22 protein-coding genes and 1 pseudogene are annotated in these 21894 nt (G+C 62.1%); 13 read left to right on the forward strand and 10 right to left on the reverse strand.

Features of this window, described 5'->3' with window-relative positions:
* Positions 1-258 precede the first annotated feature (258 nt).
* Together LVD08_RS17760 and moaB are read right to left on the reverse strand one after the other, a co-directional pair.
* Complete coding sequence (locus LVD08_RS17760) at positions 259-1464, reverse strand: molybdopterin molybdotransferase MoeA (protein ID WP_247268797.1); 1206 nt, start codon at positions 1462-1464, stop codon at positions 259-261.
* Positions 1461-2000: a molybdenum cofactor biosynthesis protein B gene (gene moaB, locus LVD08_RS17765; RefSeq protein ID WP_007964888.1), complete on the reverse strand. Its 540-nt coding sequence runs from the start codon at positions 1998-2000 to the stop codon at positions 1461-1463. The genes LVD08_RS17760 and moaB overlap by 4 nt, the downstream gene beginning before the upstream one ends.
* Positions 2001-2285: 285 nt before the next feature.
* Here moaB and LVD08_RS17770 point away from each other — a divergent pair, with 285 nt between their 5' ends.
* From LVD08_RS17770 to LVD08_RS17805, 8 genes are all read left to right on the forward strand, one after another.
* Entirely contained in the window at positions 2286-3185 is a 900-nt protein-coding gene (locus LVD08_RS17770) for a LysR family transcriptional regulator (RefSeq protein ID WP_247268798.1), read from the forward strand.
* Between the two features lie 243 nt (positions 3186-3428).
* The gene (gene fdhD / locus LVD08_RS17775) at positions 3429-4274 is read left to right on the forward strand and encodes a formate dehydrogenase accessory sulfurtransferase FdhD (RefSeq protein ID WP_247268799.1); all 846 of its coding nucleotides are present in this window, start codon (positions 3429-3431) and stop codon (positions 4272-4274) included.
* On the forward strand, positions 4271-4756 hold the full coding sequence (gene moaC, locus LVD08_RS17780) for a cyclic pyranopterin monophosphate synthase MoaC (RefSeq protein ID WP_027611706.1): 486 nt from the start codon (positions 4271-4273) through the stop codon (positions 4754-4756). Before fdhD ends, moaC begins: the two co-directional genes overlap by 4 nt.
* Entirely contained in the window at positions 4753-5004 is a 252-nt protein-coding gene (locus LVD08_RS17785; protein ID WP_095136553.1) for a MoaD/ThiS family protein, read from the forward strand. Before moaC ends, LVD08_RS17785 begins: the two co-directional genes overlap by 4 nt.
* 2 nt (positions 5005-5006) lie before the next feature.
* The gene (gene moaE, locus LVD08_RS17790) at positions 5007-5468 is read left to right on the forward strand and encodes a molybdopterin synthase catalytic subunit MoaE (RefSeq protein WP_247268800.1); all 462 of its coding nucleotides are present in this window, start codon (positions 5007-5009) and stop codon (positions 5466-5468) included.
* 189 nt (positions 5469-5657) lie between these two features.
* Positions 5658-7001, forward strand: a complete 1344-nt coding sequence (chrA, locus tag LVD08_RS17795) for a chromate efflux transporter (RefSeq protein WP_247268801.1) — start codon at positions 5658-5660, stop codon at positions 6999-7001.
* Positions 7002-7515: 514 nt separating this feature from the next.
* A complete protein-coding gene (locus LVD08_RS17800; protein ID WP_247268802.1) occupies positions 7516-8880 on the forward strand; it encodes a glutamine synthetase family protein in 1365 nt (454 codons plus the stop codon).
* Positions 8881-9027: 147 nt separating this feature from the next.
* On the forward strand, positions 9028-10311 hold the full coding sequence (locus tag LVD08_RS17805) for an NAD(P)/FAD-dependent oxidoreductase (RefSeq protein ID WP_247268803.1): 1284 nt from the start codon (positions 9028-9030) through the stop codon (positions 10309-10311).
* A 371-nt stretch (positions 10312-10682) separates the two neighbouring features.
* Here LVD08_RS17805 and LVD08_RS17810 read toward each other — a convergent pair whose 3' ends face one another.
* Positions 10683-11468 carry a DeoR/GlpR family DNA-binding transcription regulator gene (locus LVD08_RS17810; protein ID WP_247268804.1) on the reverse strand — a complete coding sequence of 262 codons (786 nt, stop codon included), beginning with the start codon at positions 11466-11468 and terminating at the stop codon, positions 10683-10685.
* A gap of 252 nt (positions 11469-11720) precedes the next feature.
* The gene (locus tag LVD08_RS17815) at positions 11721-12614 is read right to left on the reverse strand and encodes a LysR family transcriptional regulator (RefSeq protein WP_247268805.1); all 894 of its coding nucleotides are present in this window, start codon (positions 12612-12614) and stop codon (positions 11721-11723) included.
* An 84-nt stretch (positions 12615-12698) separates the two neighbouring features.
* On the opposite strand from LVD08_RS17815, the gene LVD08_RS17820 reads away from it, so the two are divergent.
* On the forward strand, positions 12699-13475 hold the full coding sequence (locus LVD08_RS17820; protein WP_115985058.1) for an NAD(P)H-dependent oxidoreductase: 777 nt from the start codon (positions 12699-12701) through the stop codon (positions 13473-13475).
* A 90-nt stretch (positions 13476-13565) separates the two neighbouring features.
* Here LVD08_RS17820 and LVD08_RS17825 read toward each other — a convergent pair whose 3' ends face one another.
* Entirely contained in the window at positions 13566-14084 is a 519-nt protein-coding gene (locus tag LVD08_RS17825; RefSeq protein ID WP_095136561.1) for a transporter suffix domain-containing protein, read from the reverse strand.
* Positions 14085-14214: 130 nt separating this feature from the next.
* On the opposite strand from LVD08_RS17825, the gene LVD08_RS17830 reads away from it, so the two are divergent.
* The 3 genes from LVD08_RS17830 to LVD08_RS17840 are packed head-to-tail and all read left to right on the forward strand — an operon-like array spanning position 14215 to position 17894.
* Positions 14215-15768: an efflux transporter outer membrane subunit gene (locus tag LVD08_RS17830; protein ID WP_247268806.1), complete on the forward strand. Its 1554-nt coding sequence runs from the start codon at positions 14215-14217 to the stop codon at positions 15766-15768.
* Positions 15761-16885, forward strand: coding sequence for an HlyD family secretion protein (locus LVD08_RS17835; RefSeq protein WP_247268807.1), 1125 nt, complete (start codon positions 15761-15763; stop codon positions 16883-16885). The genes LVD08_RS17830 and LVD08_RS17835 overlap by 8 nt, the downstream gene beginning before the upstream one ends.
* A complete protein-coding gene (locus LVD08_RS17840; RefSeq protein ID WP_247268808.1) occupies positions 16875-17894 on the forward strand; it encodes a DUF2955 domain-containing protein in 1020 nt (339 codons plus the stop codon). Before LVD08_RS17835 ends, LVD08_RS17840 begins: the two co-directional genes overlap by 11 nt.
* Here the strand turns inward: LVD08_RS17840 and LVD08_RS17845 are convergent, their stop codons facing one another.
* The 3 genes and pseudogenes from LVD08_RS17845 to LVD08_RS28135 all read right to left on the reverse strand — a co-directional run.
* Positions 17895-18914, reverse strand: coding sequence for an AbrB family transcriptional regulator (locus tag LVD08_RS17845; protein WP_247268809.1), 1020 nt, complete (start codon positions 18912-18914; stop codon positions 17895-17897).
* An 86-nt stretch (positions 18915-19000) separates the two neighbouring features.
* Entirely contained in the window at positions 19001-19423 is a 423-nt protein-coding gene (locus tag LVD08_RS17850; RefSeq protein WP_247268810.1) for an HD domain-containing protein, read from the reverse strand.
* Between the two features lie 18 nt (positions 19424-19441).
* A pseudogene (locus tag LVD08_RS28135) lies at positions 19442-19828 on the reverse strand (hypothetical protein); the annotation flags it as partial.
* A 167-nt stretch (positions 19829-19995) separates the two neighbouring features.
* On the opposite strand from LVD08_RS28135, the gene LVD08_RS17860 reads away from it, so the two are divergent.
* Positions 19996-20427 (forward strand): hypothetical protein, encoded by a 432-nt coding sequence (locus LVD08_RS17860; protein ID WP_247268812.1) that lies wholly within the window; start codon positions 19996-19998, stop codon positions 20425-20427.
* Positions 20428-20504: 77 nt separating this feature from the next.
* Here the strand turns inward: LVD08_RS17860 and LVD08_RS17865 are convergent, their stop codons facing one another.
* Together LVD08_RS17865 and LVD08_RS17870 are read right to left on the reverse strand one after the other, a co-directional pair.
* Complete coding sequence (locus LVD08_RS17865; protein WP_247268813.1) at positions 20505-20789, reverse strand: hypothetical protein; 285 nt, start codon at positions 20787-20789, stop codon at positions 20505-20507.
* A 313-nt stretch (positions 20790-21102) separates the two neighbouring features.
* Positions 21103-21651 carry a cupin domain-containing protein gene (locus tag LVD08_RS17870; RefSeq protein WP_003226097.1) on the reverse strand — a complete coding sequence of 183 codons (549 nt, stop codon included), beginning with the start codon at positions 21649-21651 and terminating at the stop codon, positions 21103-21105.
* Positions 21652-21894 lie beyond the last annotated feature (243 nt).

The following is a 21894-nucleotide window of genomic DNA, read 5'->3' on the forward strand; positions in this document are numbered from 1 at the left end:
GCCCCCCCCACCGTGCCGGCCGCACCCAGCTGGGGGGACGCGCCCCCCCGCCGGTGATGCTGCCGGCGGGTGATCTGTTGGCCGGAGCGCGCTCACTCCTACAGGTTCCAGGTACACCCCGCAGAATGGCTGATCATCACACATCCAAATGTGGGAGCGAGCCTGCTCGCGAAGAGTGCCTGTCAGTCAACATTGATGTTGTATGACACGCCGCCTTCGCGAGCAGGCTCGCTCCCACAGTTCTGATTTGTGTCGGGATCAGAAGAGTTCGCTGAAGGGAATGAAACGCAGCGGATCGCCAATGCCGTGGGTGCTGTTTTCCGGCACTTCCACCAGCCCATCGGCCCAGGTCGCTCCGAGCAAAACGCCGGAACTCTGGTTCGGATACAACACCGCGCGCCCCGCCTCCAGCCGCACCCGCAAGTACTCTCGACGACTGCCAGCCTTGTTCCAGGCGAACCCGGCATTCACTGTGAAGCTCAACGGCATGACCTCTTCCACGCCCTGAATGCGCAGCAGGTACGGCCGCGCCAGCAGGCCGAAGGTCACCAGCGCCGAGGTCGGATTGCCCGGCAGGCCAATCACCGGCACGCTGCCGAAATGCCCCACCGTCAACGGTTTGCCAGGCTTGATCGCCAGCTTCCACAGCAGCGGTTTGCCGTCCTCGCGCAGCACCTGCCCAAGGCAATCGGCATCGCCGGCAGACACCCCGCCGGTGGTCAGGATCAGGTCAGCCGCCACTTGCAGTTGCTCAAGCTTGAGCCGCGTCTGCGCCGGACGATCCGGGAGGATCCCGGCGTCGATCACCTCGCAGCCCAGTTCCTTCAGCCAGTGGCCGAGCAGCACACGATTGCTGTTGTAGATGCTGCCGGGACGCAGCGGCAGGCCCGGCTCGACCAGTTCGTCACCGGTCGACAGCAGCGCCACGCGCGGGCGTCGCACCACGTGCAACTGTGCCAGCCCTTGCCCGGCGGCGACCGCCAGTTCGAACGGCCCGAGGCGTTTGCCGGCACGCAGCAGGATGTCGCCGACGCGGTTTTCCTGACCCTGCGCGCGAATGTTCTGCCCCGCCTTCAAAGGCTGCAAAAAACGCACGCGGCCGTCCTCCAGCACTTCGACGTTCTCCTGCATCTCGACGCAGGTAGCACCAGGTGGCAACGGTGCGCCGGTAAAGATCCGCGCGCAGGTGCCGGGCAATAGCGCGTCCGGTGCCAGACCGGCGTAGACCTTCTGCGACACCTTCAGCGGCTGACGATGCAGATCGGCCAGGTTCAAGGCATAACCGTCCATGGCGCTATTCGGCCATGGCGGCAAGTCGAGCGAGGCGACCAGATCACTGGCCAGCACCCGCCCACGTGCCTCGTCGAGCGGCAGAATTTCGCTATCGGCCAGACGTTGCTCATTGGCCATGCCGAGCAATTGGTCGAGGGCGTCCTCGACCGGCATCAACCCTGCCTTGCTCATCCGCGCGGCCCACAGGCAGCGACTGATTTGAGGTGCGGCACAAAGTTGCACGGGCGGTGGCGGTTATCCAGTTGCTCGGCGAGGATACCTTCCCACGCTGTGCGACAGGCACCGGTCGAACCCGGCAGGCAGCACACCAGCGTGCCGTTGGACAGCCCGGCCAGCGCTCGGCTTTGCACGGTCGAGGTGCCGATGTCGAGAATCGAAATGGCGCGGAACAACTCGCCAAACCCGTCGATCTGCTTGTCGAGCAGACAGGCCACCGCTTCCGGCGTGCTGTCGCGCCCGGTGAAACCAGTGCCGCCGGTGATCAGCACCACCTGAATGCTGTCGTCGGCAATCCACTGCGCGACCTGGGCGCGGATCTTGTACAGGTCATCCTTGAGCAGATTGCGTTCGCTCAAGGTATGACCGGCCTCCAGCAAGCGGCTGACCAGCAATTGGCCGGACGTGTCGCTCGCATAATCGCGAGTATCGCTGACGGTCAGTACGGCTATGTTCAGGGGGACAAACAGGGCATCCGCTTTCGCACTCATGGGAATCTCCGGCAGTAGTCAATCAGATTGCCAAGCAGCCTAAGTGCCACTTATGAGTACTGTCTAATCACTCTGGCCAACCACATTATCGAGCTGCTCTATCGGCGCCGTTGACCTCGGCCAACGCCTTTGAAACCATGGGCGATAGAGCTGATCGATAGGCTTTTCAATTCTTCCGATTGGACGCAGATACAGGCAGGTGAGATCGTCACACCTCGCGTTTTTCGTGCGCTGCGCGCATCTGCGTCAATACTCCATTCAATTTCTCAACGAGCAGGTGCCTGCGTGGACATCAAACAACTCAAGTTCCTGATCGCACTGGACGAAACCCGACACTTCGGCCAGGCCGCCGCCCGCTGCCACATCACCCAGCCGACCCTGTCGATGCGTCTGCGCAATCTGGAAGATGAGCTGGATCTGGTGCTGGTCAATCGCGGTCAGCGCTTCGAGGGTTTCACCCAGGCCGGCGAACGGGTACTGGCCTGGGCGCGCACCCTGCTGGCCGCGCATGACGGTCTGTTCGCCGAAGCGGCGGCGTGCCGCGGGCAACTGGTCGGTAGCCTGCGCCTGGGTCTGGTGCCCCTGAGCAACTTCAACCCGGTCAATTACATCCAGAGCTTGTCCGGGACGTATCCCGAGCTGAAATTCAGTCTGTCGTCGGGCAGTTCCGACGAGATCATCGCCGGCCTTGGCAACAATCAACTGGACCTGGGTGTGTGCTACCTCGACCACGTCAACCCGAACTATTTCGATTTTTTCGAGATCGGCGAAACCCGTGTCGGACTGCTTTACGACAACCGCCACTTCCATTTCGAAGGTTCGCAAATGAGCTGGGAAGACGCCGCCGAACTGCCGCTGGGGATGATCACCACCGGCATGCATTACCGCAAATCCATCGACCTGAGCTTTCGCAGCCGCGGGCTTAATCCGCAGCCGATCATGGAAAGCGATTCGACGTACCAGTTGCTGCAGGCGATTCACCAGGGCTTCTGCTGCTCGATCATGCCGCTGGACAGCGGACTGGAAGAGCCGATCGAACACCTGTCGTTCATGCAACTGCCGGATGCCAGCGTGCTGGCGCCACTGGGGCTGGTAATGCGCAAGACCGAGCCGCGTTCGGCGATTGCCGAGAAGTGTTTTGCCGAGGCGCGCAAGTTGTTCGGGGTTGAGGTGCCGGAGGTTTGAGTGACATCTCCAGACATTGATGCTGGCTGTCAGACCGCCTTCGCGAGCAAGCCCGCTCCCACAGGTTGAATGCATTTCAATTGTGGGAGCGGGCTTGCTCGCGAAGAGGCCCGCCCGACCAACACAAACCCCGAGGTGAATCGGTCATCGACCAGCCCGATCACCAGATCAGAACAAGCGATTGGACGCACTTTTAACACCCCCGTAGCCTGAACCCACTTCAGCGCTTCGGGACTTTTCAAGATGCTCTGCCACGTCGAATCCAACACCGAATCCAACACCGAACCCAACGCCCCCGCACCGCAACCGTCACAGGTGGCGTTTCGCGAATACCTGCCGCACGCCCCGCTCTCGCACGTCGCCCTGGCCGCGGAGATCGCCCTGGCGATCACCTTCAACGGCCTGAGCCAGGCGGTGATGATGGTCTCGCCCGGCAACCTCGAAGACTTCATCCGGGGCTTCAGCCTGAGCAACGCGATCATCGACAGCGTCGACGAGATCTACGACATCCGCCTGAGCCATTTCGATCAGGCCTGTCAGGCCGAGGTGCAGATATCCAGTCGCGCGTTCTGGGCGCTGAAAGATCATCGTCGGCAGATGGCTGGCACCAGCGGCTGCGGCATCTGTGGCGTCGAGGCGCTGGAGCAGGCGTTGCCGCAACTGCAGATTCTGCAACCCTGCGCGCTGCCGCCGGCCGCGCATTTCGACGGTATCCGCCAACGCATCGAACAGGCTCAGCAACTGGCCCGCAGCAGCGGCGCCCTGCACGCGGCGCTGTACTTCGATGCCAGCGGTGAGGCGCTGTTGTGCCGCGAAGACATTGGCCGGCACAACGCCCTCGACAAGCTGATCGGCGCGATGCAAATCGCTGACGTCGATGCGCGCCAGGGCTTCGTGGTGGTCACCAGCCGTTGCAGCCTGGAGCTGATCCACAAAGCCGTGCGCGCCCGACTTGGCACCCTTGTCAGCCTGTCCGCCCCCACCGCGTTGACGGTGCGTTGGGCGCTCAAGCATCGGCTCAATCTGATCCACGTGCCGCACCGCAACGCCCCCCGAATCTACAGCCCGATCCAGGAGCTTATGCCATGAGCAACACCCTCACCCACCTCGACGATCAGGGCCGCGCCAACATGGTCGACGTCAGCGACAAAGCCGCGACTCGCCGCGAAGCCACGGCGCAGGCCTGGGTGCAGATGCGCCCGGAAACGCTGCAGATGATCCAGGCCAACGGACACCCCAAGGGCGACGTTTTCGCCGTGGCGCGCATCGCCGGAATCCAGGCGGCCAAACGCACCCACGAACTGATCCCGCTGTGTCACGCGCTGTTGCTCAGCTCGATTCACGTTGAACTCAAGGCCTGCGAACCGGACCGCGTGCAGATCACCAGCACCTGCCGCCTGACCGGCCAGACCGGCGTTGAACTCGAGGCCCTGACCGCCGCCAGTGTCGCGGCGCTGACCATCTACGACATGTGCAAAGCGGTGGACCGGGCCATGGTCATCGGCGACATCCGCCTGCTCAGCAAACAGGGCGGACGCTCCGGGCATTTTCAATGGGAGGACGCGCAATGATCCTGATCAACTACTTCGCCAGCTACCGTGATCGCCTCAATCTGGGCGGGGAAAAAATCCCCCTGAGCGACGACCTGACCTGCATCGAGGACGTACGGCAGATGCTCATGGCCCGCGGTGAGGAATGGCGCGAAGTGCTTGGCGCCGGCAACCTGATGTGTGCGTTGAACCAAGAGCTGTGCCAACCGAGCGCGGCGATCGAAGACTTCGACGAGATCGCGTTTTTCCCACCGGTCACCGGGGGCTGAGCATGACGGTTCGAGTCCAGTACAAAAGTTTCGATGTCGGCCAGTTGACCGCCGACTTGCATGCGCGCAATCCACGGGTCGGCGCGGTGGTGAATTTCATCGGCTATGTGCGCGATCTGAACATTGGCCAGAGCGTGAGCGAGCTGTTCCTCGAGCACTATCCGGGCATGACCGAAAAAGCCCTCGAACGGATCGCCGACGAGGCACGCGAGCGCTGGCCGCTGCTGGGTGTGGAGATTGTGCATCGGGTCGGCGCGCTGGCGGTCAGCGAGCCGATCGTGTTTGTTGGCGTCAGCAGCAAGCACCGGCACATGGCGTTCGAAGCCTGCGCGTTCATCATGGATGTGCTCAAGACCCGTGCGCCGTTCTGGAAGCGCGAGAGCACAGCGCAAGGTTCGCATTGGGTCGAGGCGCGGGAGAGTGATCAGAATGCGGCGCTGCGCTGGAGTCTGGCGCATGCCTGATCCTGCGAGGGAGCCTGGCGAATCATCGCACCGTCCCGCTGGGGCGCTAAGCGGCCTCAAAAAAGCGGGACTGCTTCGCAGCCCGGCGGGAGCAAGCTCCCTCGCCACAGGTTCAGCTTACCGATAGCACTTTTTCATAAAAGCCTGATTAGATAGCGGCTCCGACAGCATCTACCGCAGGAGCCGCGTTTGAACACCTCACCTGAAGATTTGCCCAAACCCGCTCCCGTCACGCGGCGCCAGGCCTGGCGCTTCTGGCTCAAGCTCGGCTGCATCGGTTTCGGCGGCCCGGCCGGGCAGATCGCGATCATGCATCAGGAACTGGTCGAGCGCAGGCGCTGGATCTCCGAGCGGCGCTTTCTGCACGCGCTCAACTACTGCATGTTGCTGCCCGGCCCCGAGGCCCAGCAACTGGCGACCTATATTGGCTGGCTGTTGCATCGCACCTGGGGCGGGGTGATCGCCGGGGCGCTGTTCGTGCTGCCGTCGCTGTTCATCCTGATTGCGCTGTCGTGGGTGTACATCGCGTTCGGCGATGTACCGGTGGTGGCGGGGATCTTCTACGGAATCAAACCGGCGGTGACCGCGATCGTCTTGCACGCGGCGCATCGCATCGGTTCGCGGGCACTGAAAAACAGTTGGCTGTGGGCGATCGCCGGGGCGTCATTCGTGGCGATATTTGCCTTCAATCTGCCGTTCCCGCTGATCGTCCTCGGCGCGGCGTTGCTCGGCTATTTCGGCGGACGCCTGGCGCCGCAGCGCTTCGACAATGGCGGGCAGCGCGGCAGTGCCAAATCCTTCGGCCCGGCGCTGATCGATGACGACACGCCGACACCCGACCATGCGCGATTCAGCCTGCCGAAACTGTGGCGTCTGCTGCTGGTTGGCGCAGCGCTGTGGTGTTTACCGATGGGCCTGCTGACCGCGCTGTTCGGCTGGGACGGCACGTTCACGCAAATGGGCTGGTTCTTCACCAAGGCCGCATTGCTGACCTTCGGCGGCGCTTACGCGGTGTTGCCCTACGTCTATCAGGGCGCGGTCGGGCACTACGGCTGGCTGACGCCGACGCAGATGATCGACGGCCTCGCCCTCGGCGAAACCACGCCCGGGCCGCTGATCATGGTGGTAGCGTTTGTCGGTTTCATCGGCGGTTATGTGCAACCGACGTTCGGTGCGGAACATGCATTCGCCGCTGGCGCACTGGCGGCGACGCTGGTGACCTGGTTCACCTTCCTGCCCTCGTTCCTGTTCATCCTCGCTGGCGGGCCGTTGGTGGAATCAACGCACAACGAACTGAAGTTCACTGCACCGCTGACCGCGATCACTGCGGCAGTGGTCGGGGTGATTCTGAACCTGGCGTGTTTCTTCGCTTATCACGTGTTCTGGCCGAACGGTTTTGCCGGGCATGCGGATCTGTTTTCGATCGGGCTGGCGCTGCTGGCCGCGTTGGCGCTGTTCATTTTCAAACGCGGGGTGATCGAAGTGTTGATCGTTTGCGCCCTCGCCGGGCTGGGCTTTCATCTGATGCGCTGAACCCTGGCCTGCGAATCTCCCGTTTACACGCCCGCGAATTCCCCCTTACTATCCGGGCACACCGGTCGGCGGGCCTGCCCCGCCACCGACGTTTTCCGCCAACGGAAACACGCGTTATGAGCACGTCACCACAACAACCAGAAAGGTTGAACGTCTCCGCTGTGTGCGCCCTCTGTCACAGGGGCCGCGCATGAATCGCATCGTCAATCTCCCCATGGCCCTGCGCCGTTCCAAGCTGCGTCACTCCGCACGCCCGCCGGATATCGCCTGCTGATTTCTGTCAGTCAGTAAAGATCCATTGTGGCGAGGGAGCTTGCTCCCGCTGGACTGCGTAGCAGTCCCCTGCCTTTGAATCAAAAAGCGAGAGCCGCTTCGCGCCTCAGCGGGAGCAAGCTCCCTCGCCACAGGTTCTACGTCACGTCTGACTGATCTCCATTTTATTCCTGCCGGGACGCCATAGCTGCGTCCGGCCCGATCCTGCGCGCCCATGCGGCGCCATCGTGAGTGATTGACCATGAAATTCGCAGCCATCGAAGACGCACGCCTGTTCCTTGAACAGAACCCCGATATCGACATGATCGAGCTGTTCATCCTCGACGCCAACGGCGTGCCGCGCGGCAAGCTGCTGCACCGCGAAGAACTGCTCGCTGTATACGAAAGCGGTCGCCCGCTGCCCAGCACCATTCTCGGCCTGACCGTGCAGGGCGAAGACGTGGAAAACTCAGGTCTGGTGTGGGACGTCGGCGACATCGACTGCCGCGCCTACCCGCTCGAAGGCAGTCTGGTGTGCCTGCCGTGGCGGCAGATTTCGACGGCAGCGGTGCAGGTCAGCATGCACCCGACCGAGGGCATGCCGGCGAGCATCGCCGACCCACGGCACCTGCTGATCAAAGTCATCGACGGCCTCAAGGCCGAGGGTTATCACCCGGTGATGGCGTGCGAGCTGGAGTTCTATCTGCTCGACGCCAAACGTGATCACAACGGTCGCCCGCAACCGGCGCTGGATGCCGACGGTGGCCGACCGCGACACACCCAGGTCTACGGTTTGCGCGAACTGGAGCAGATCGAACCGTTCCTCGCCGACCTCTACAGCGCCTGCAAACTGCACGGCATTCCGGCGCGCACAGCGATCTCGGAATACGCCCCGGGCCAAGTGGAAATCACCCTTGAACACGGCGACGCGTTGCTCGCGATGGATCAGGCGGTGCGTTACAAACGCCTGGTCAAAGCCGTGGCACACAACCACGGCATGCAGGCGACATTCATGGCCAAGCCGTTCGATGATCTGGCTGGCACCGGGATGCACATGCACGTCAGCCTTGCTGATGGCGAGGGGCGCAATCTGTTCGCCGCCGAGGATCCGGCCGGCACTCCGCTGCTGCGCACCTCGATTGGCGGCATGCTCGCCTCGCTGCTCGATACGCTGCTGCTGTTCTGCCCCAATGCCAACTCCTACCGCCGCTTTCAGGCCAACAGCTATGCGCCATTGGCGCCGACCTGGGGCGTCGACAACCGCACCGTCAGCCTGCGCGTACCGGGCGGCCCGGCCAATACCCGGCATATCGAACACCGCATCTGCGGCGCCGACGCCAACCCGTATCTGGCGGCGGCAGCGATCCTTGCCGGGATCCATCGTGGCATTCGCGAGAACCTCGATCCTGGTGCGCCGGTCGAGGGCAACGGCTATGCGCAGGCCAAGGAACTGCTGCCGACCGACTGGCTGACGTCGCTGCAAGCGCTGGAAAACTCCGCGTGGGCACGGGATGCCCTGGGCCAGGAGTTTCTCGGGGTGTATCTGGCGGTGAAGCGTGCCGAGTACCGGCAGTTCATGGCCGAGGTGGGTGAGCAGGATTGGCGTTGGTACCTGACCGAAGCCTGAAGCCTCACCACTAACCCCTGTAGGAGTGAGCCTGCTCGCGATAGCGGTGTGTCATTCAGCAATAATGTGTCTGACATGGCCTCATCGCGAGCAGGCTCACTCCTACAGGGTACCGCGTACAACCGAAGAATTTGTGTGGACACCGACATGAGCCAACGCTGCAATTCCTACTACACCGCCACCCTCAACCAGGACACCGACTACCCGACCCTGCAGGGCCGGCACCAGGTTGATGTGGTGATCATCGGCGGCGGTTTCACTGGCGTCGCCACCGCCGTCGAACTCGCCGAAAAAGGCCTGAAAGTCGCCATCGTCGAGAGCCACAAGATCGGCTGGGGCGCCACCGGACGCAATGGCGGACAAGTCACCGGCAGCCTCTCCGGCGACGGCGCGATGCGCAAACAGATGCGCCCGAAGCTCGGCGATGAAGTCGACGATTTCATCTGGCACCTGCGCTGGCGCGGGCATGAAATCATCCGGCAGCGGGTCGAGAAGTACGGCATCCAGTGCGACCTCAAACACGGCCATCTGCACGCCGCCTACAAGCCAAGCCACATGGACGGTTTGCGCCAGGATTACGACGAAGCCGTGCGCCGCGGCCTGGGTAATGAAGTCAGTCTGCTCGACCACAGCCAGGTGCGCGACCTGCTGCAAAGCGACCTCTACCACGGCGCTATCAAGAACACCCGCAACATGCACCTGCACCCGCTCAACCTGTGCATCGGCGAAGCGCGGGCGGCGGAAAGTCTCGGTGCCTTGATCTTCGAGAACAGTGAGGTGCTGGAAATCATTCACGGCAAAACCTCAGGGGTGCGCACCGCCCACGGCCAGATCGACGCCAATCAAGTGATGCTCGCCGGCGACGTCTATCACAAGCTCGAACCGGGTCAGCTCAAGGGCAAGATTTTCCCGGCCATGGGCGGCATCGTCACCACCGCGCCGCTGGGTGATCTGGCGCGGCAGATCAACCCCGAAGACCTCGCGGTGTACGACTGCCGTTTCGTCCTCGACTACTACCGCCTCACGGCCGACGGGCGCCTGCTGTTCGGCGGCGGCGCCAACTACAGCGGCAAGGATTCACGGGACATCGCCGCCGAGCTGCGCCCGTGCATCGAGCAGACGTTCCCGGCGCTCAAAGGGGTGCAGATCGACTACCAGTGGAGCTGCGCGATGGGCATCGTGATCAACCGCATCCCGCAACTGGGCAAGCTCTCGGAAAACGTCTGGTATTGCCAGGGCTATTCGGGACACGGCATCGCGACGACGCACATCATGGGCGAAATCATGAGCCGCGCGATCACCGGGCAGATGGAGCAGTTCGAGACCTTTGCGCAGTGCCAACACATCCGGGTACCGATGGGGGATTTGCTGGGCAATCCATTGTTGGCGGCGGGGATGTGGTATTACCAGATGCTTGAAAAGTTACGTTGATCGCACTGGCCCCTTCGCGAGCAAGCCCGCTCCCACAGGTTGATTGCATTCCAAATGTGGGAGCGAGGCTGCTCGCGAAGAGGCCAGCAGCCTCACTACAAATCTCACTCCGGCAACTGCTCCACCATTGAAATGCATTCCAAATGTGCGAGCGGGCTTGCTCGCGAAGGCGCCAGCAGCCTCACTACAAATCTCACTCCGGCAACTGCCCCCCCATTGAAATGCATTCCAAATGTGGGAGCGGGCTTGCTCGCGAAGAGGCCAGCAGCCTCACTACATATCTCAGTCCGGCAACTGCCCCCCCATTGAAATGCACTCCAAATGTGGGAGCGCGCTTGTTCGCGAAGAGGCCAGCAGCCTCACTACAAATCTCAGTCCGGCAACTGCTCCACCACAATCCCCAACCGCCGATAATCCTCGACACTGCCCGACGCCAGGTGCCGCTCGGTTATCAGCGTATGCAGGCGCGTGCACGACGCCACCACAAACGGCTCCACCGCGCCGAGCTTGTCCGCCGTGGTCACCGCAATCACCCGCGCCGCGCTGTCGAGCAGCGCCTGCTTCACCGGCACTTCATCAAAATGCAGCGAGGTGACGCCCACCTCCGGGTGAATCGCACAGACCCCGGTAAACGCCAGATCCGCCTTGATCCCGGCCAGCATGCGCACCGCCTCGTGCCCGCTGGCCGACATCGTGCGCGGGTTCAGTTGCCCACCGGCCAGAATAACCTTCACGCCCTTGTATTCGGACAAGGCAATCGCTGTCATCGGCGCGGCGGTCACCGCAGTGATCTGGATATCCGCGCGCAACGAGCGCGCCACCTGCAACGCGGTCGAACCGGAATCGAACAGCACAATCTGCCCATCCTCGACCTTTTGTGCCGCCAACTGCGCCAGACGCACTTTCACCTCATCAGTCTCATCCAGCCGGGTGAAGTAATCCTTGCCGCTGTCCTTGGGCCTTGGCAGCGCCCCGCCATGCACGCGCTGCACCAGTCCGGCGTGGTCCAGTTCGGCCAAGTCGCGGCGGATGGTGTCTTCGGACACAGCGAAGTGCTGGCTCAACTCGGAGGCCATGACCTTGCCGTCGCGTTCGAGGATCAGGAGGATTTTCTGCCGGCGCAGGGATGGCAGTTCGGTGACCGAATGATTGTGCATGGTTTTGCCTGTTTATGCTTGTAGTTGCAGGTTTTGCCGAGACTAGCGAAAGCCTTGGGCAAACACAAACCGGCCGGTATCAATTGTTTCGATCATTGGAATCAACATGCCGAATTTTTTCTTTGCATTCAGTCTGTTCAGAATGGCCTCACTTTAAAAAGGCTCAGGATGAACAGCTGATGAATCTCAATTTTGCGTTTGCGTGCATGATCGTGGTGTCTTTTGCGATTGCCTTGGGCCACGCCTGATCCGTCACACCGACGCCGCCAGATGCTCACGCAACCATTTGTGTGCCGGATCGCGATGCGCGCGCTCGCCCCAGAACATCGCCATTTCGTAGCCCGGCACCGGCAACGGCGCATCGACTACCTGCAACGCCGGGTTGTCGCGAACCAAACGTGACGGCAGCATCGCCACCAGATCGGTACTCGCCAGCACCGACATCACCATCAGAAAATGCGGCACCGACAGCACCACTTTGCGCGCCAGGCCGACCTCGGCCAGCGCCTTGTCGGTCACCCCGAAAAAGCCCCCGCCCTCGCGCGACACCATCACGTGTTCCAGCGCACAGAACTGTTCGCGAGTCGGCTTACGCTTCAACCCCGGATGCCCGACGCGACCGGCCAACACGTAATGCTCGGTGAACAGCACCCGTTGATGCAGATCCAGCGGCGCCTCTTCGGCGATGTGCAGCGCCAGGTCAAACACGCCCTGCTCCGCCTGCCTGGCCAACTGCGCCGGCACCAGATCGAGCACCGCCAGCCGCGTGCCCGGCGCCTGAGTGCGCAAACCGCTGAGCGCTGGCAGCACCACCGTCGATTCGCCGTAATCCGTCGCCGCAACTTTCCAGATGTGGCGGGCCTGCGCCGGATCGAAGGCGCTGGCCGGCGCCACCGCGCGTTCCAGTGCTTCCAGTGCCTCGCGCAACGGCTCGCGCAATTCATCGGCCCGCGCCGTCGGGCGCATGCCCCGTGGCCCGGGCAGCAACAGCGGGTCGCCGAAGATCTCGCGCAGCTTGGCCAGGTGCACGCTCACCGACGGCTGCGACAGGCTCAAGCGCTCTGCGGCGCGGGTTACGTTGTGTTCTGCCAACAACACGTCTAGGGTCAACAGCAAGTTGATATCCAGACGTCGTAAATTATTCATGGCTATACCTGATATATCAGACATTCATTTCCAATATACCGATCAAGGATTGATCCTGCCTGCATTCAACCAAGGAGTTGCCACATGAATGTGCTACTGGTCTACGCCCACCCCGAACCCACTTCGCTCAACGGCTCGCTCAGGGACTTCACCGTCCAGCGCCTGCAAGCCGCCGGCCACACCGTGCAGGTCTCCGACCTGTATGCGATGAACTGGAAAACCACGATCGACGCCGATGATGCCCCCGGTCGCGATGAAAGCCGGCCATTCCATGCCTCGATTGATTCAAAACTGGCTTACCAACAGGGCCGGCAGTCGGCCGACATCGCCCGCGAGCAGGAAAAACTATTGTGGGCCGACGCGCTGATCCTGCAGTTCCCGCTGTGGTGGTTCACCATGCCGGCGATTCTCAAAGGCTGGGTCGAGCGCGTGTATGCCTACGGGTTTGCCTACGGTGTCGGCGAACACTCCGATGCGCGCTGGGGCGAGCGCTACGGCGAAGGCAAGATGAAAGGCAAACGCGCGATGCTGCTGGTCACCACCGGAGGCTGGGATTCTCACTACAGCCCGCGCGGGATCAACGGGCCGATTGATGATTTGCTGTTTCCGATTCAGCACGGCGTGCTGTTCTACCCCGGTTTCGACGTGGTGCCGCCCTTCCTGGTGTACCGCGCCAGCCGCATGGATCAAGCGCGGTTTGCTGAGACCTGCGAGGCACTGGGCACGCGTCTGGATGAGTTGTGGAGTACGCGGCCGCTTGCTTATCGGCAGCAGAATGCCGGGGATTATGAGATTCCGGCGTTGACGCTCAAGGATGATATCGCCCCGGGTGAGGAAGGCTTCGCCGCGCATTTGCGTTGATGCCTGGAAAAGATCGCAGCCTTCGGCAGCTCCTACACAGGAATCAGGTTTTCCCTGTAGGAGCTGCCGAAGGCTGCGATCTTTTGCCTTTTAGACAGACACCACCCGCGCCGTGCGCACGAACAGCGCATGCGCCTTGTCCCAGAAGTTGCCGCCGAGCACAAAGAAACTGCCGATGAACATCAGGTCGCCAAGCAGTTGCAGCTGCCAAAGATTGGGGCGCAATCCCGGCCAGAAGTTATCGAAATACGGTTCCAGAAACGCCGTCACCAACGGCAGCCAGAACATCACCACACCGATCCGGTGCCGCATCGGCCCGACCTGATCGACCGGGGTCGGAATGATCCCCGACACGTAGCTGCCGATCTTGCGCTTGAGTTCGGCAAACCCGGCCTTGCCCATCACCGCGATCACCAACAGCAACAGCACCTTGTTGCTGATAAACAGCACCCCGGTCAGCGCCGCGACTTTCGAGCCGGGGACATCAAGGCTAGCCGCCAATGGCACCATCAGCCACGAGCCGAGCATCACGCAAATGATTGCTACACCGGCCTTGAAGCGCCAGGTGGCAGGGGTGCTCGGTACAACCGAATCCTGTGAGGTGTCCATGGTTTCGTACCTTTTGATCGAGGGCGCGGGGGGTTGAGGAGCGCTTGAAAAGCGTAGCAGCAGAAACGCCCGATCAACCTGCCATCTGCCGTCTATGCTCCAGTGATATTTGCGACCCGGGACACGCGCAATGCCTGCAACCACCGCCCTGCTGACGCGGCCCGGCCACTGGTTGTTGCTCGGCGCCTTGAGTTTGAGCGGTTGCGTACGTCTGGGGTCGGATTTCCAGCCGCCGGGCGAGGCCTGGAGCAAGCAATGGAACAGCGCCGCGCTGGAGCAGGCCAGTGAACGCGACGACCAACCGGACCTGCGCCAGTGGTGGCAAGTGTTCGCCGACCCGGTGCTCGACCGCCTGATCGCCGAAGCCGATGCGCACAACAGCAGCCTGAAAATCGCCGGGCTGCGGGTGCTCGAAGCCCGTGCACAACTGGGTATCGCCGAAAGCGCCCGCTATCCGCAACTGCAGCAGTTTGGCGTCGACAGCCTTTACGTCGACCGTCATCAGTCCGGTGGCAACAACCCGCAGAACCGCCAATTCTGGCAACACAGCGCAGCGTTCGATGTCGGCTGGGAGCTGGATTTCTGGGGCCGTTTCAGCCGCGCCATCGAGTCGTCCGACGCCAGTTACTTCGCCGCCCAGGCCAATTACGAAGACGCTCTGGTGTTGCTGCGCGCGCAGGTCGCCGACACCTATTTTCTGTTGCGCACCACCGAAGCGCGGATGCGGGTCGCCCGGGAAAACGCCGCCCAGCAGAAACGCAATTTCGAGATCACCGAAAAACTGTTCAACAGCGGCCAGACCGCCGAACTCGATCTGCAACAGGCGAAAACCCAGTACCTGGGCACGTTGAGCAGCATTCCGGCATTCGAAGATCAGGTGCTGCGCACGCGCAACGCGCTGGCGGTGCTGGTCGGTCAGCCGCCCGGTGGCGCGGCGCTGCTGGCTGAGCAAACGGGGTTGATTCCGCTGGTCGATCGCGCGGTGTTGCAAGACGTCCCGGCCAATCTGTTGCTGCGCCGCCCCGATGTGCGGGCTGCAGAACTGAACGTGGCTGCGCAATCGGCGTTGGTCGGGGTCGCCGAAACCGATCTGTACCCGTCGCTGACCTTGCTCGGCAGCATCGTCTGGTCCACCGACACCCTCAGCGCCACCCCGCGCAGCCTCGACCTGATCGGCGGCCCGAGCCTGCGCTGGAACCTCTTCGATTACGGGCGGATCCGCAACAACATCCGCGTGCAGGACGCGCGTCTGCAGCAACTGATCGAAGCCTACCGCGACAAAGTGCGCCAGGCCGCGCGCGAGGCCGACGATGCCGCCAGCGGGCTGAGCAAAGCGTTGCAGCGCGAACGTATTTTGCGCGAGGCCGAAGGCGCGGCGCGGCGTTCGCTGGTGTTGGCCAACACGCAATACCGCGAAGGCTATTCGGACTTTCAACGGGTGCTGGACGCTCAGCGTGCGCTGCTGGAGTTGCAAGACAACTATCTGGTCAGCCGCAGCGACGCGGTGAGCAACCTGATCGCCCTGTACAAGGCCCTCGGTGGCGGCTGGCAAAGCAATGCACCCCAAGTCGATGAGCCCACCCGACAACAGATGCAGCAGCGCACCCACTGGGGCGACTTGCTCACCGCCCCGCCCGCCCCACCGGCGTATCCCCTTCCACCGCAGGTAAGCCGCCATGACTGACGCCGCGCCTCCCGCGCCCGCCCCCGCTTCGGTTCAACCTGACCCGGCGAAAAAAGGCATCCGCTGGGTGCTGCTGTTGATCATTTTGAGCCTGGCGTGGTACCTGCTGGCCGACCGCTACACGCCCTACACCCAGCAGGCGCGGGTCGGCGCATTCGTGATTCCGGTGGCGGCGGAAGTCGCGGGGCGGGTGATCAAGGTCAACGTGCGCAACAATCAGGACGTGAAGGCTGGCGACATCCTCTTCGAACTCGATCCACAGCCGCTGCAGATTGCCGTCGACCGCGCCCGCGCCGATCTGGAAAACACCCGTCGCACAGTTGGCGCCAGCACCGCAGGCATCGCTTCGGCCCAGGCGTCGCTGCGTGCAGCCCAAGCCGATGAACTCAAGGCGCGCCAGGACAATCGCCGGCTTGAAGGCTTGTACAAAGAGGATCCCGGCACGATTTCGGTTCGGCTTCTGGAAGTGTCCCGAGCCAACCACGAGGCCGCCGTCAGCCAGGTCGCCGCCGCCCGGGCCGAAGTGCTGCGCGCCCAGGAGCAGGAAGGCGGCAACACCGACACCAACGCCAAACTGCTCAGCGCCGCCGCCACGCTGGCCAAGGCTGAACTTGATTTGGCCAACACCCGCATCGGCGCACGCTCGGCGGGACTGATCACCGACCTGCGCACCGATGTCGGCCAGTTCGCCGCTGCCGGCAGCCCGGTGATGACACTGATCACGATCCAGGACGTGTGGGTCAGCGCCGACCTCACCGAGAACAACCTCGGCCGCGTGCAACCCGGCACCCCGGTGGCGATCGTCCTCGACGCGCTGCCCGGCGAAGTCCTCGACGGTCGCGTGCGTAGCGTCGGCTATGGCGTGAGCGTCGGCCAGACGCCTGCGCCCGGCACCTTGCCAAGCATTCAGAACAGCCGCGACTGGCTGCGCCCGGCGCAACGTTTTCCGGTGATCATCGAGTTCAGCGACGAAGCGAAAAAGCGTCTGATCGACAGTCGCGCGATCCGCGCCGGTGGGCAGGCGGAAGTCATGGCCTTCCCCACCGAGGGCAATCTGCTCAACCCACTCGGGCGGGTGTTTGTCTGGTTAATGAGCTGGCTGTCGTATGCCTACTGAGCGCAGCGTGCCGGCGCAACGGGCATTGCGTCTGGCGTTCGGCACGGCGCTGTGCACCGCTGCCAGTTACGGTTTCGCCTTGCCGCTATCGTTTCTGTCGCCAGTGCTCGCGGTGTTGCTGCTCGCCAGCATGCCCCGGCCATTGCCAGTCAAAATGTCGCTGGTACTGACTTTGGTCGCCGCGCTTACCACCAGCCTCGGACTGTTGCTGGTGCCGTTGCTGCGGTATTACCCGGTGTGCGGCGTGCTGCTGATCGGTGTTGGGCTGTTTCTGGTGTTCACCTACGGCTTGCGCGGCGGCAACGTGCTGATCATGACGTTCCTGGTGATCGGCATGACCATGATCTCTGCCGCCGGCTTCGCCTCATTCGAACTGGCGATGGCGGTGATCGGTGCGCTGGTCAAAGGCCTGTTGCTGGCCGTGGTCATCGTCGACCTGAGCCACGTCCTGTTCCCGGAACCGGCCAACACCCCCGCGCCACCGCCCGCCCCCGCCCTGCCCGCCGAAGACGTGCCCCGCGTAGCGTTACGCGCAACATTGATCGTGCTGCCGACCTTCCTGCTGGTGCTGATCGACCCCGCCAGCTACCTGCCGATCATCCTCAAAGCCGTCAGCCTCGGCCAGCAAAGCACCACCACCCGCACCCACCATGCCGGGCGCGAACTGCTCGGCTCGACCTTGCTCGGCGGACTGCTGGCGGTGCTGTTCTGGTGTACGTTGAGCCTGTTCGTACACCTGTGGATGTTCTTTCTGTGGATGCTGCTGTTCGGGCTGTTGGTGGCGCGCAAACTCTATCGGTTGCACCCGACGCAACTGACGCCGGGGTTCTGGCTCAACACCCTGATCACCATGATTATCCTGCTCGGCCAATCCGTTGAGGACAGCGCGGCGGGCAAGGACGTCTACAGCGCATTTGCGGTGCGTATGGGGTTGTTCATTCTGGTGACGCTGTACGGCACGTTGATGATGCATGTGCTGGTCGCGCACCGGTCCGGCGTCAACGCGTAATCAGCTTTGTTCCCGTACTCGCCGCACCTGCACCAACAACGCCGGCGCAAAGTGCAGCAGCACCATCCGCGCCAAGTGGTGAGTGAGGATGAACACCACATTCAGCCCGCCGGCAAACGCGACAATCGCAATCGTCTCGATCGCCCCAGGCATGTACGCCAGCCACAGCGACAACGGATCACTGTTCAGCCAGCGCGCGGCCACTTCGGCAAATGCCGCCGCGACCACAATCATCAGCCCCACCGACACCAGCGCCGTACGCCCATGGCGGCCCAATTCCGCAAGGCCGAGGCCCTGAAAGCGCGAACCGATCCGCACGCCCAGAATCAGCGCCGCCAGGTTCAGGCTCCAGTCCGGCATGTGAAAGCCATGCAGCCATCCCGATTTCACAAACACCGCCGTCAGCAGAATCGCCGTCAACATGAACGGCGCCGGCACGCCGATCACCAGCAGCAGTCGCCCGATGACGATGCTCAAGCCGATCAGCGCCAGCACGGTCAACGCCATGCCCGTGCTCAACGGAGCGCTTTCAACCACAGCTACCGAGGCCTGCCCGGGAATCAAAAAGCTCACCAGCACCGTGATCAGCAACAAGCGCATCAGGTGCACGATGATGACTTTGCTCGAAGCCTTTTCCGACTCGAGCAAATCGAACACCGCCGCCAATGCACCGGGGTACACCGCCAGTAGCGCGTCGGTGCGATTCCATCCCGCGCCGCGAGTCAGCCACCATCCGGCGAGGGCGATCTGTACGGTCAGGCATAGCAGCAGAACGCCGAGGCTTGGCAACATCGCCGACGCCGTCGCGCTGTCCCATGCCTCGAACATCAACCCGGTGGCAATGCCCAGTGTGACCTGGATGTAGCCCAGACCATAAGGGGTTGCGGGGGCAAAACCGGTGCGCGTGGTGACCAATGCGGTGACGAGGATCGCCCCCAGCAAGAGGCCATGAGGAACACCGCTGACCTGCAATGCAGCGCCAATGGCGGCAGCGATCAACAAACACAGAATCGATTTCATATTCTTCGCCTTCCTGGCTATTCAACTGACCCGACATCAATCCCCTGTAGGAGCTGCAGCAGGCTCCTACAGGGGAGTATTCGTTTTTACGTGCGCAACCGCCCAATCGCCCGCCGATACTTCTCGACCCGTTCCAGATCCTCCCAACTCGGCGAGGCAATGCGCGACAGGTCGCTGTTCTCTTCCAGATCCGCCAGCTTGACCACCCGACCGATCGGGTTCTGCGCCGCACGCTCGACAAAATCCTCATAGGATTCGCCCGGCATTTTGGTCACGGATTCGATAGCGCTCAGCACCTCTTCACTGAAACCTTCCTTGCGCAAATCATCGAGGCTGATGCCGCAATCCTCGACCACGTCGTGCAACACGGCGACGATGCGCTCTTCCAGCGAACTCATGCGCAACATGACTTTCAGCGGATGCAGAATGTACGGCGCACCGCCCTTGTCCAACTGCCCGGCATGCGCGGTGGCAGCGAGGGCGATGGCGCGTTCGAGTGTCTGGGTCATGGGAGTCTCCGTGGGGTAAACGCCGTAGCGGCCGCCGACGTGAAAATTGCGTTTGAGCCAGCCGCCGATTGCCTTCAATCGTCCAACTGGCTTCGCTGGCCCGGAATGACGTTGAAGAATCAGCGAGACCACGGTGGACTGATCGGCTTTTGGATGGGCATCGATCAACTCGGCAACCCACGCACAATCAGCTTTTCTCAGGTGTTCACGCCACTCGCCCGGCCAAGCGTCCAACTCATTCAGCGCCAACCACCGCGCACCGCCGTGTTCCATGTGCCCGCCAGACATCGACTGCTCGAAACAGAAAGGCGAGTCTGGCTTTGCAGGGTCAATGTGAAACAGATAGATGTCGTGAAAGGGATGTTGCGAAGGGAGCGCGTTATTGCGGCTGCCGATTTCGATCATGGGCAATGCTCCAATCCTTGGGCGCTGAATGTTTCCGATTGTTTCGCAGTGTGTGCCACGGGAGCAAATCAAAAACCCGATGGAACCTCCCTTCTCCACGTCGCCTCGAAACTTTAAAGCGCCAAAAAGCTTCGATCAGACCCGGCGCCCCTGAAGAGGAAACCCCGATGAACATTCGCCTCCTGCTTCTGATCGCCACCTTCGCCGTCATCCCCACCTGCGTCATGGCCGAAGGCTGCGACGTTCAGACCCAATCCTCCAGCGCTTCGGTGCCAGCGGTGGAAACCCACAGCTGCTACGAATACGAAGGCATGCCCGTCAGCTCCATCGACTGGTCGTGCAGCAACGAAAGCAAAGACATGCTCAGCAGTACGAAAACCAAGGTCGAGCACTGTGCCGACCACTATCAGGCTACGTGTATCGCCACGATCACCCAGGAATCCCTGGCCAACCCTCACTCCACCAGCAAAGACAAAAACGCCAAGGCGCTGAACATCCCCGATAACGCCCAAGTGACCACGTATTATTACGACGTGGAGCATTTGGCTCAGGCGCGAATTGATTGTGAGAATGGTGGGGGCCAATGGAAGGCAAAGTAAGCGTTTGATATCTGTGTTTGCGACAGGCAAAGAAAAGCCCGGCTCTAAAGACCGGGCTTTTTAGTGCGCGACATCCGTTAACCACCGCCGTTACCCCCACTGCTGCTACCGGACGGTTGACCCGCAGGGCTGGGCTTGGAGGCAGAAGGCACCGGCCCATTGTCGGTCTTGCCACCATCACCACCTTTAGGCAGCGAATTGGCATCCGGATCGGCGTTGGTGGCAGGAGACGCCGGGTCGCGAGTCTGGCTGTTGCCGTCGTTGGCCGTTGGGGTGGGCGTATCGCTGGCCGCGATCGCATACAGCGAGCTGCCGGACAGCAACGCCGCGAGGGTTAACACCGCAATTTTATGGTTCAGCATAGTGGCTCTTCCTTTGCTGGGTGAGTTACAGCATTGGAAGAAGGTCTGTGGCGAAGGTGCGGTGTGTCGGACGAATGGTTATTCCCTGAAAGACTCGCGCAATTTCGATATCTGAAAACTTCGTAGGAAAACACTTCATGTGGCGAGGGAGCTTGCTCCCGCTGGGCTGCCAAGCGGCCCCAAAACCGGATAGTCCGTTTCTTCCAGACATACCGCACGCCGCGAATTACGCCGACTGCGTCGCCGAGCGGGAGCAAGCTCCCTCGCCACAGGGTCGGATTCATTTACAACGTACACCTAATCCAAACAGCGATCAGAAGTTCGCCGGCGTATTCGCACTGATAATCTCCGCCTCATCCGCCCCGATATTCCGGAATTTATGCGGCAACGTCGTCGGAAAGTAATACCCATCCCCCGCATTCAACACGCTCACCTGCCCATCAACGGTCAACTCCACCGTTCCACGCGTCACCAGCCCACACTCCTCGCCTTCCGCATGCACGATCGGCTCTTCCCCGGAGCTCGCGCCCGGAGCGTATTGCTCACGCAGCAAGCGCATCTGACGGCTCGGCACCGAGGCGCCGATCAGCAGCAGGCGCAGACCGTGGCGGCCGAGGTCGGGTTGTTCGTTGGCGCGGAAGACGTATTGGTGTTCGCGCGGGGGCTGGTCGAAGGTGAAGAAGTCGGCCAGGGACATCGGGATGCCTTCGAGCAGCTTTTTCAGCGAGCTGACGGAAGGACTGACGCGATTCTGTTCGATCAGGGAGATGGTGGCATTGGTCACGCCGCTACGCCGGGCCAGCTCGCGCTGGGAGAGTTTGTAGCTTTCGCGTACTAGTTTGAGTCGAGAACCCGTATCCATGACAGCCTTATGTGAGTAGTACTTAAGGGTAATGGGGGTGGGTGGCGGGTGCCGCGCAAGGCGCGCGGATCACGTTGCTCCCGTGTCCCGGAACCGTGAAAGGCGGCTATTAAATCACGTTTGCCGGTGTTGCTCAGCAGGTTCGATGGACGGTGGGGCAAAAGTCCCTCTTGCCTTGTTAATACAGTCACTGTGGGAGCGAGCCTGCTCGCGAAAGCGGTGTGTCAGTCGACAACGATGTTG

The organism is Pseudomonas sp. YL2 (genome assembly GCF_023063025.1).
GTDB lineage: Bacteria > Pseudomonadota > Gammaproteobacteria > Pseudomonadales > Pseudomonadaceae > Aquipseudomonas > Aquipseudomonas putida_A.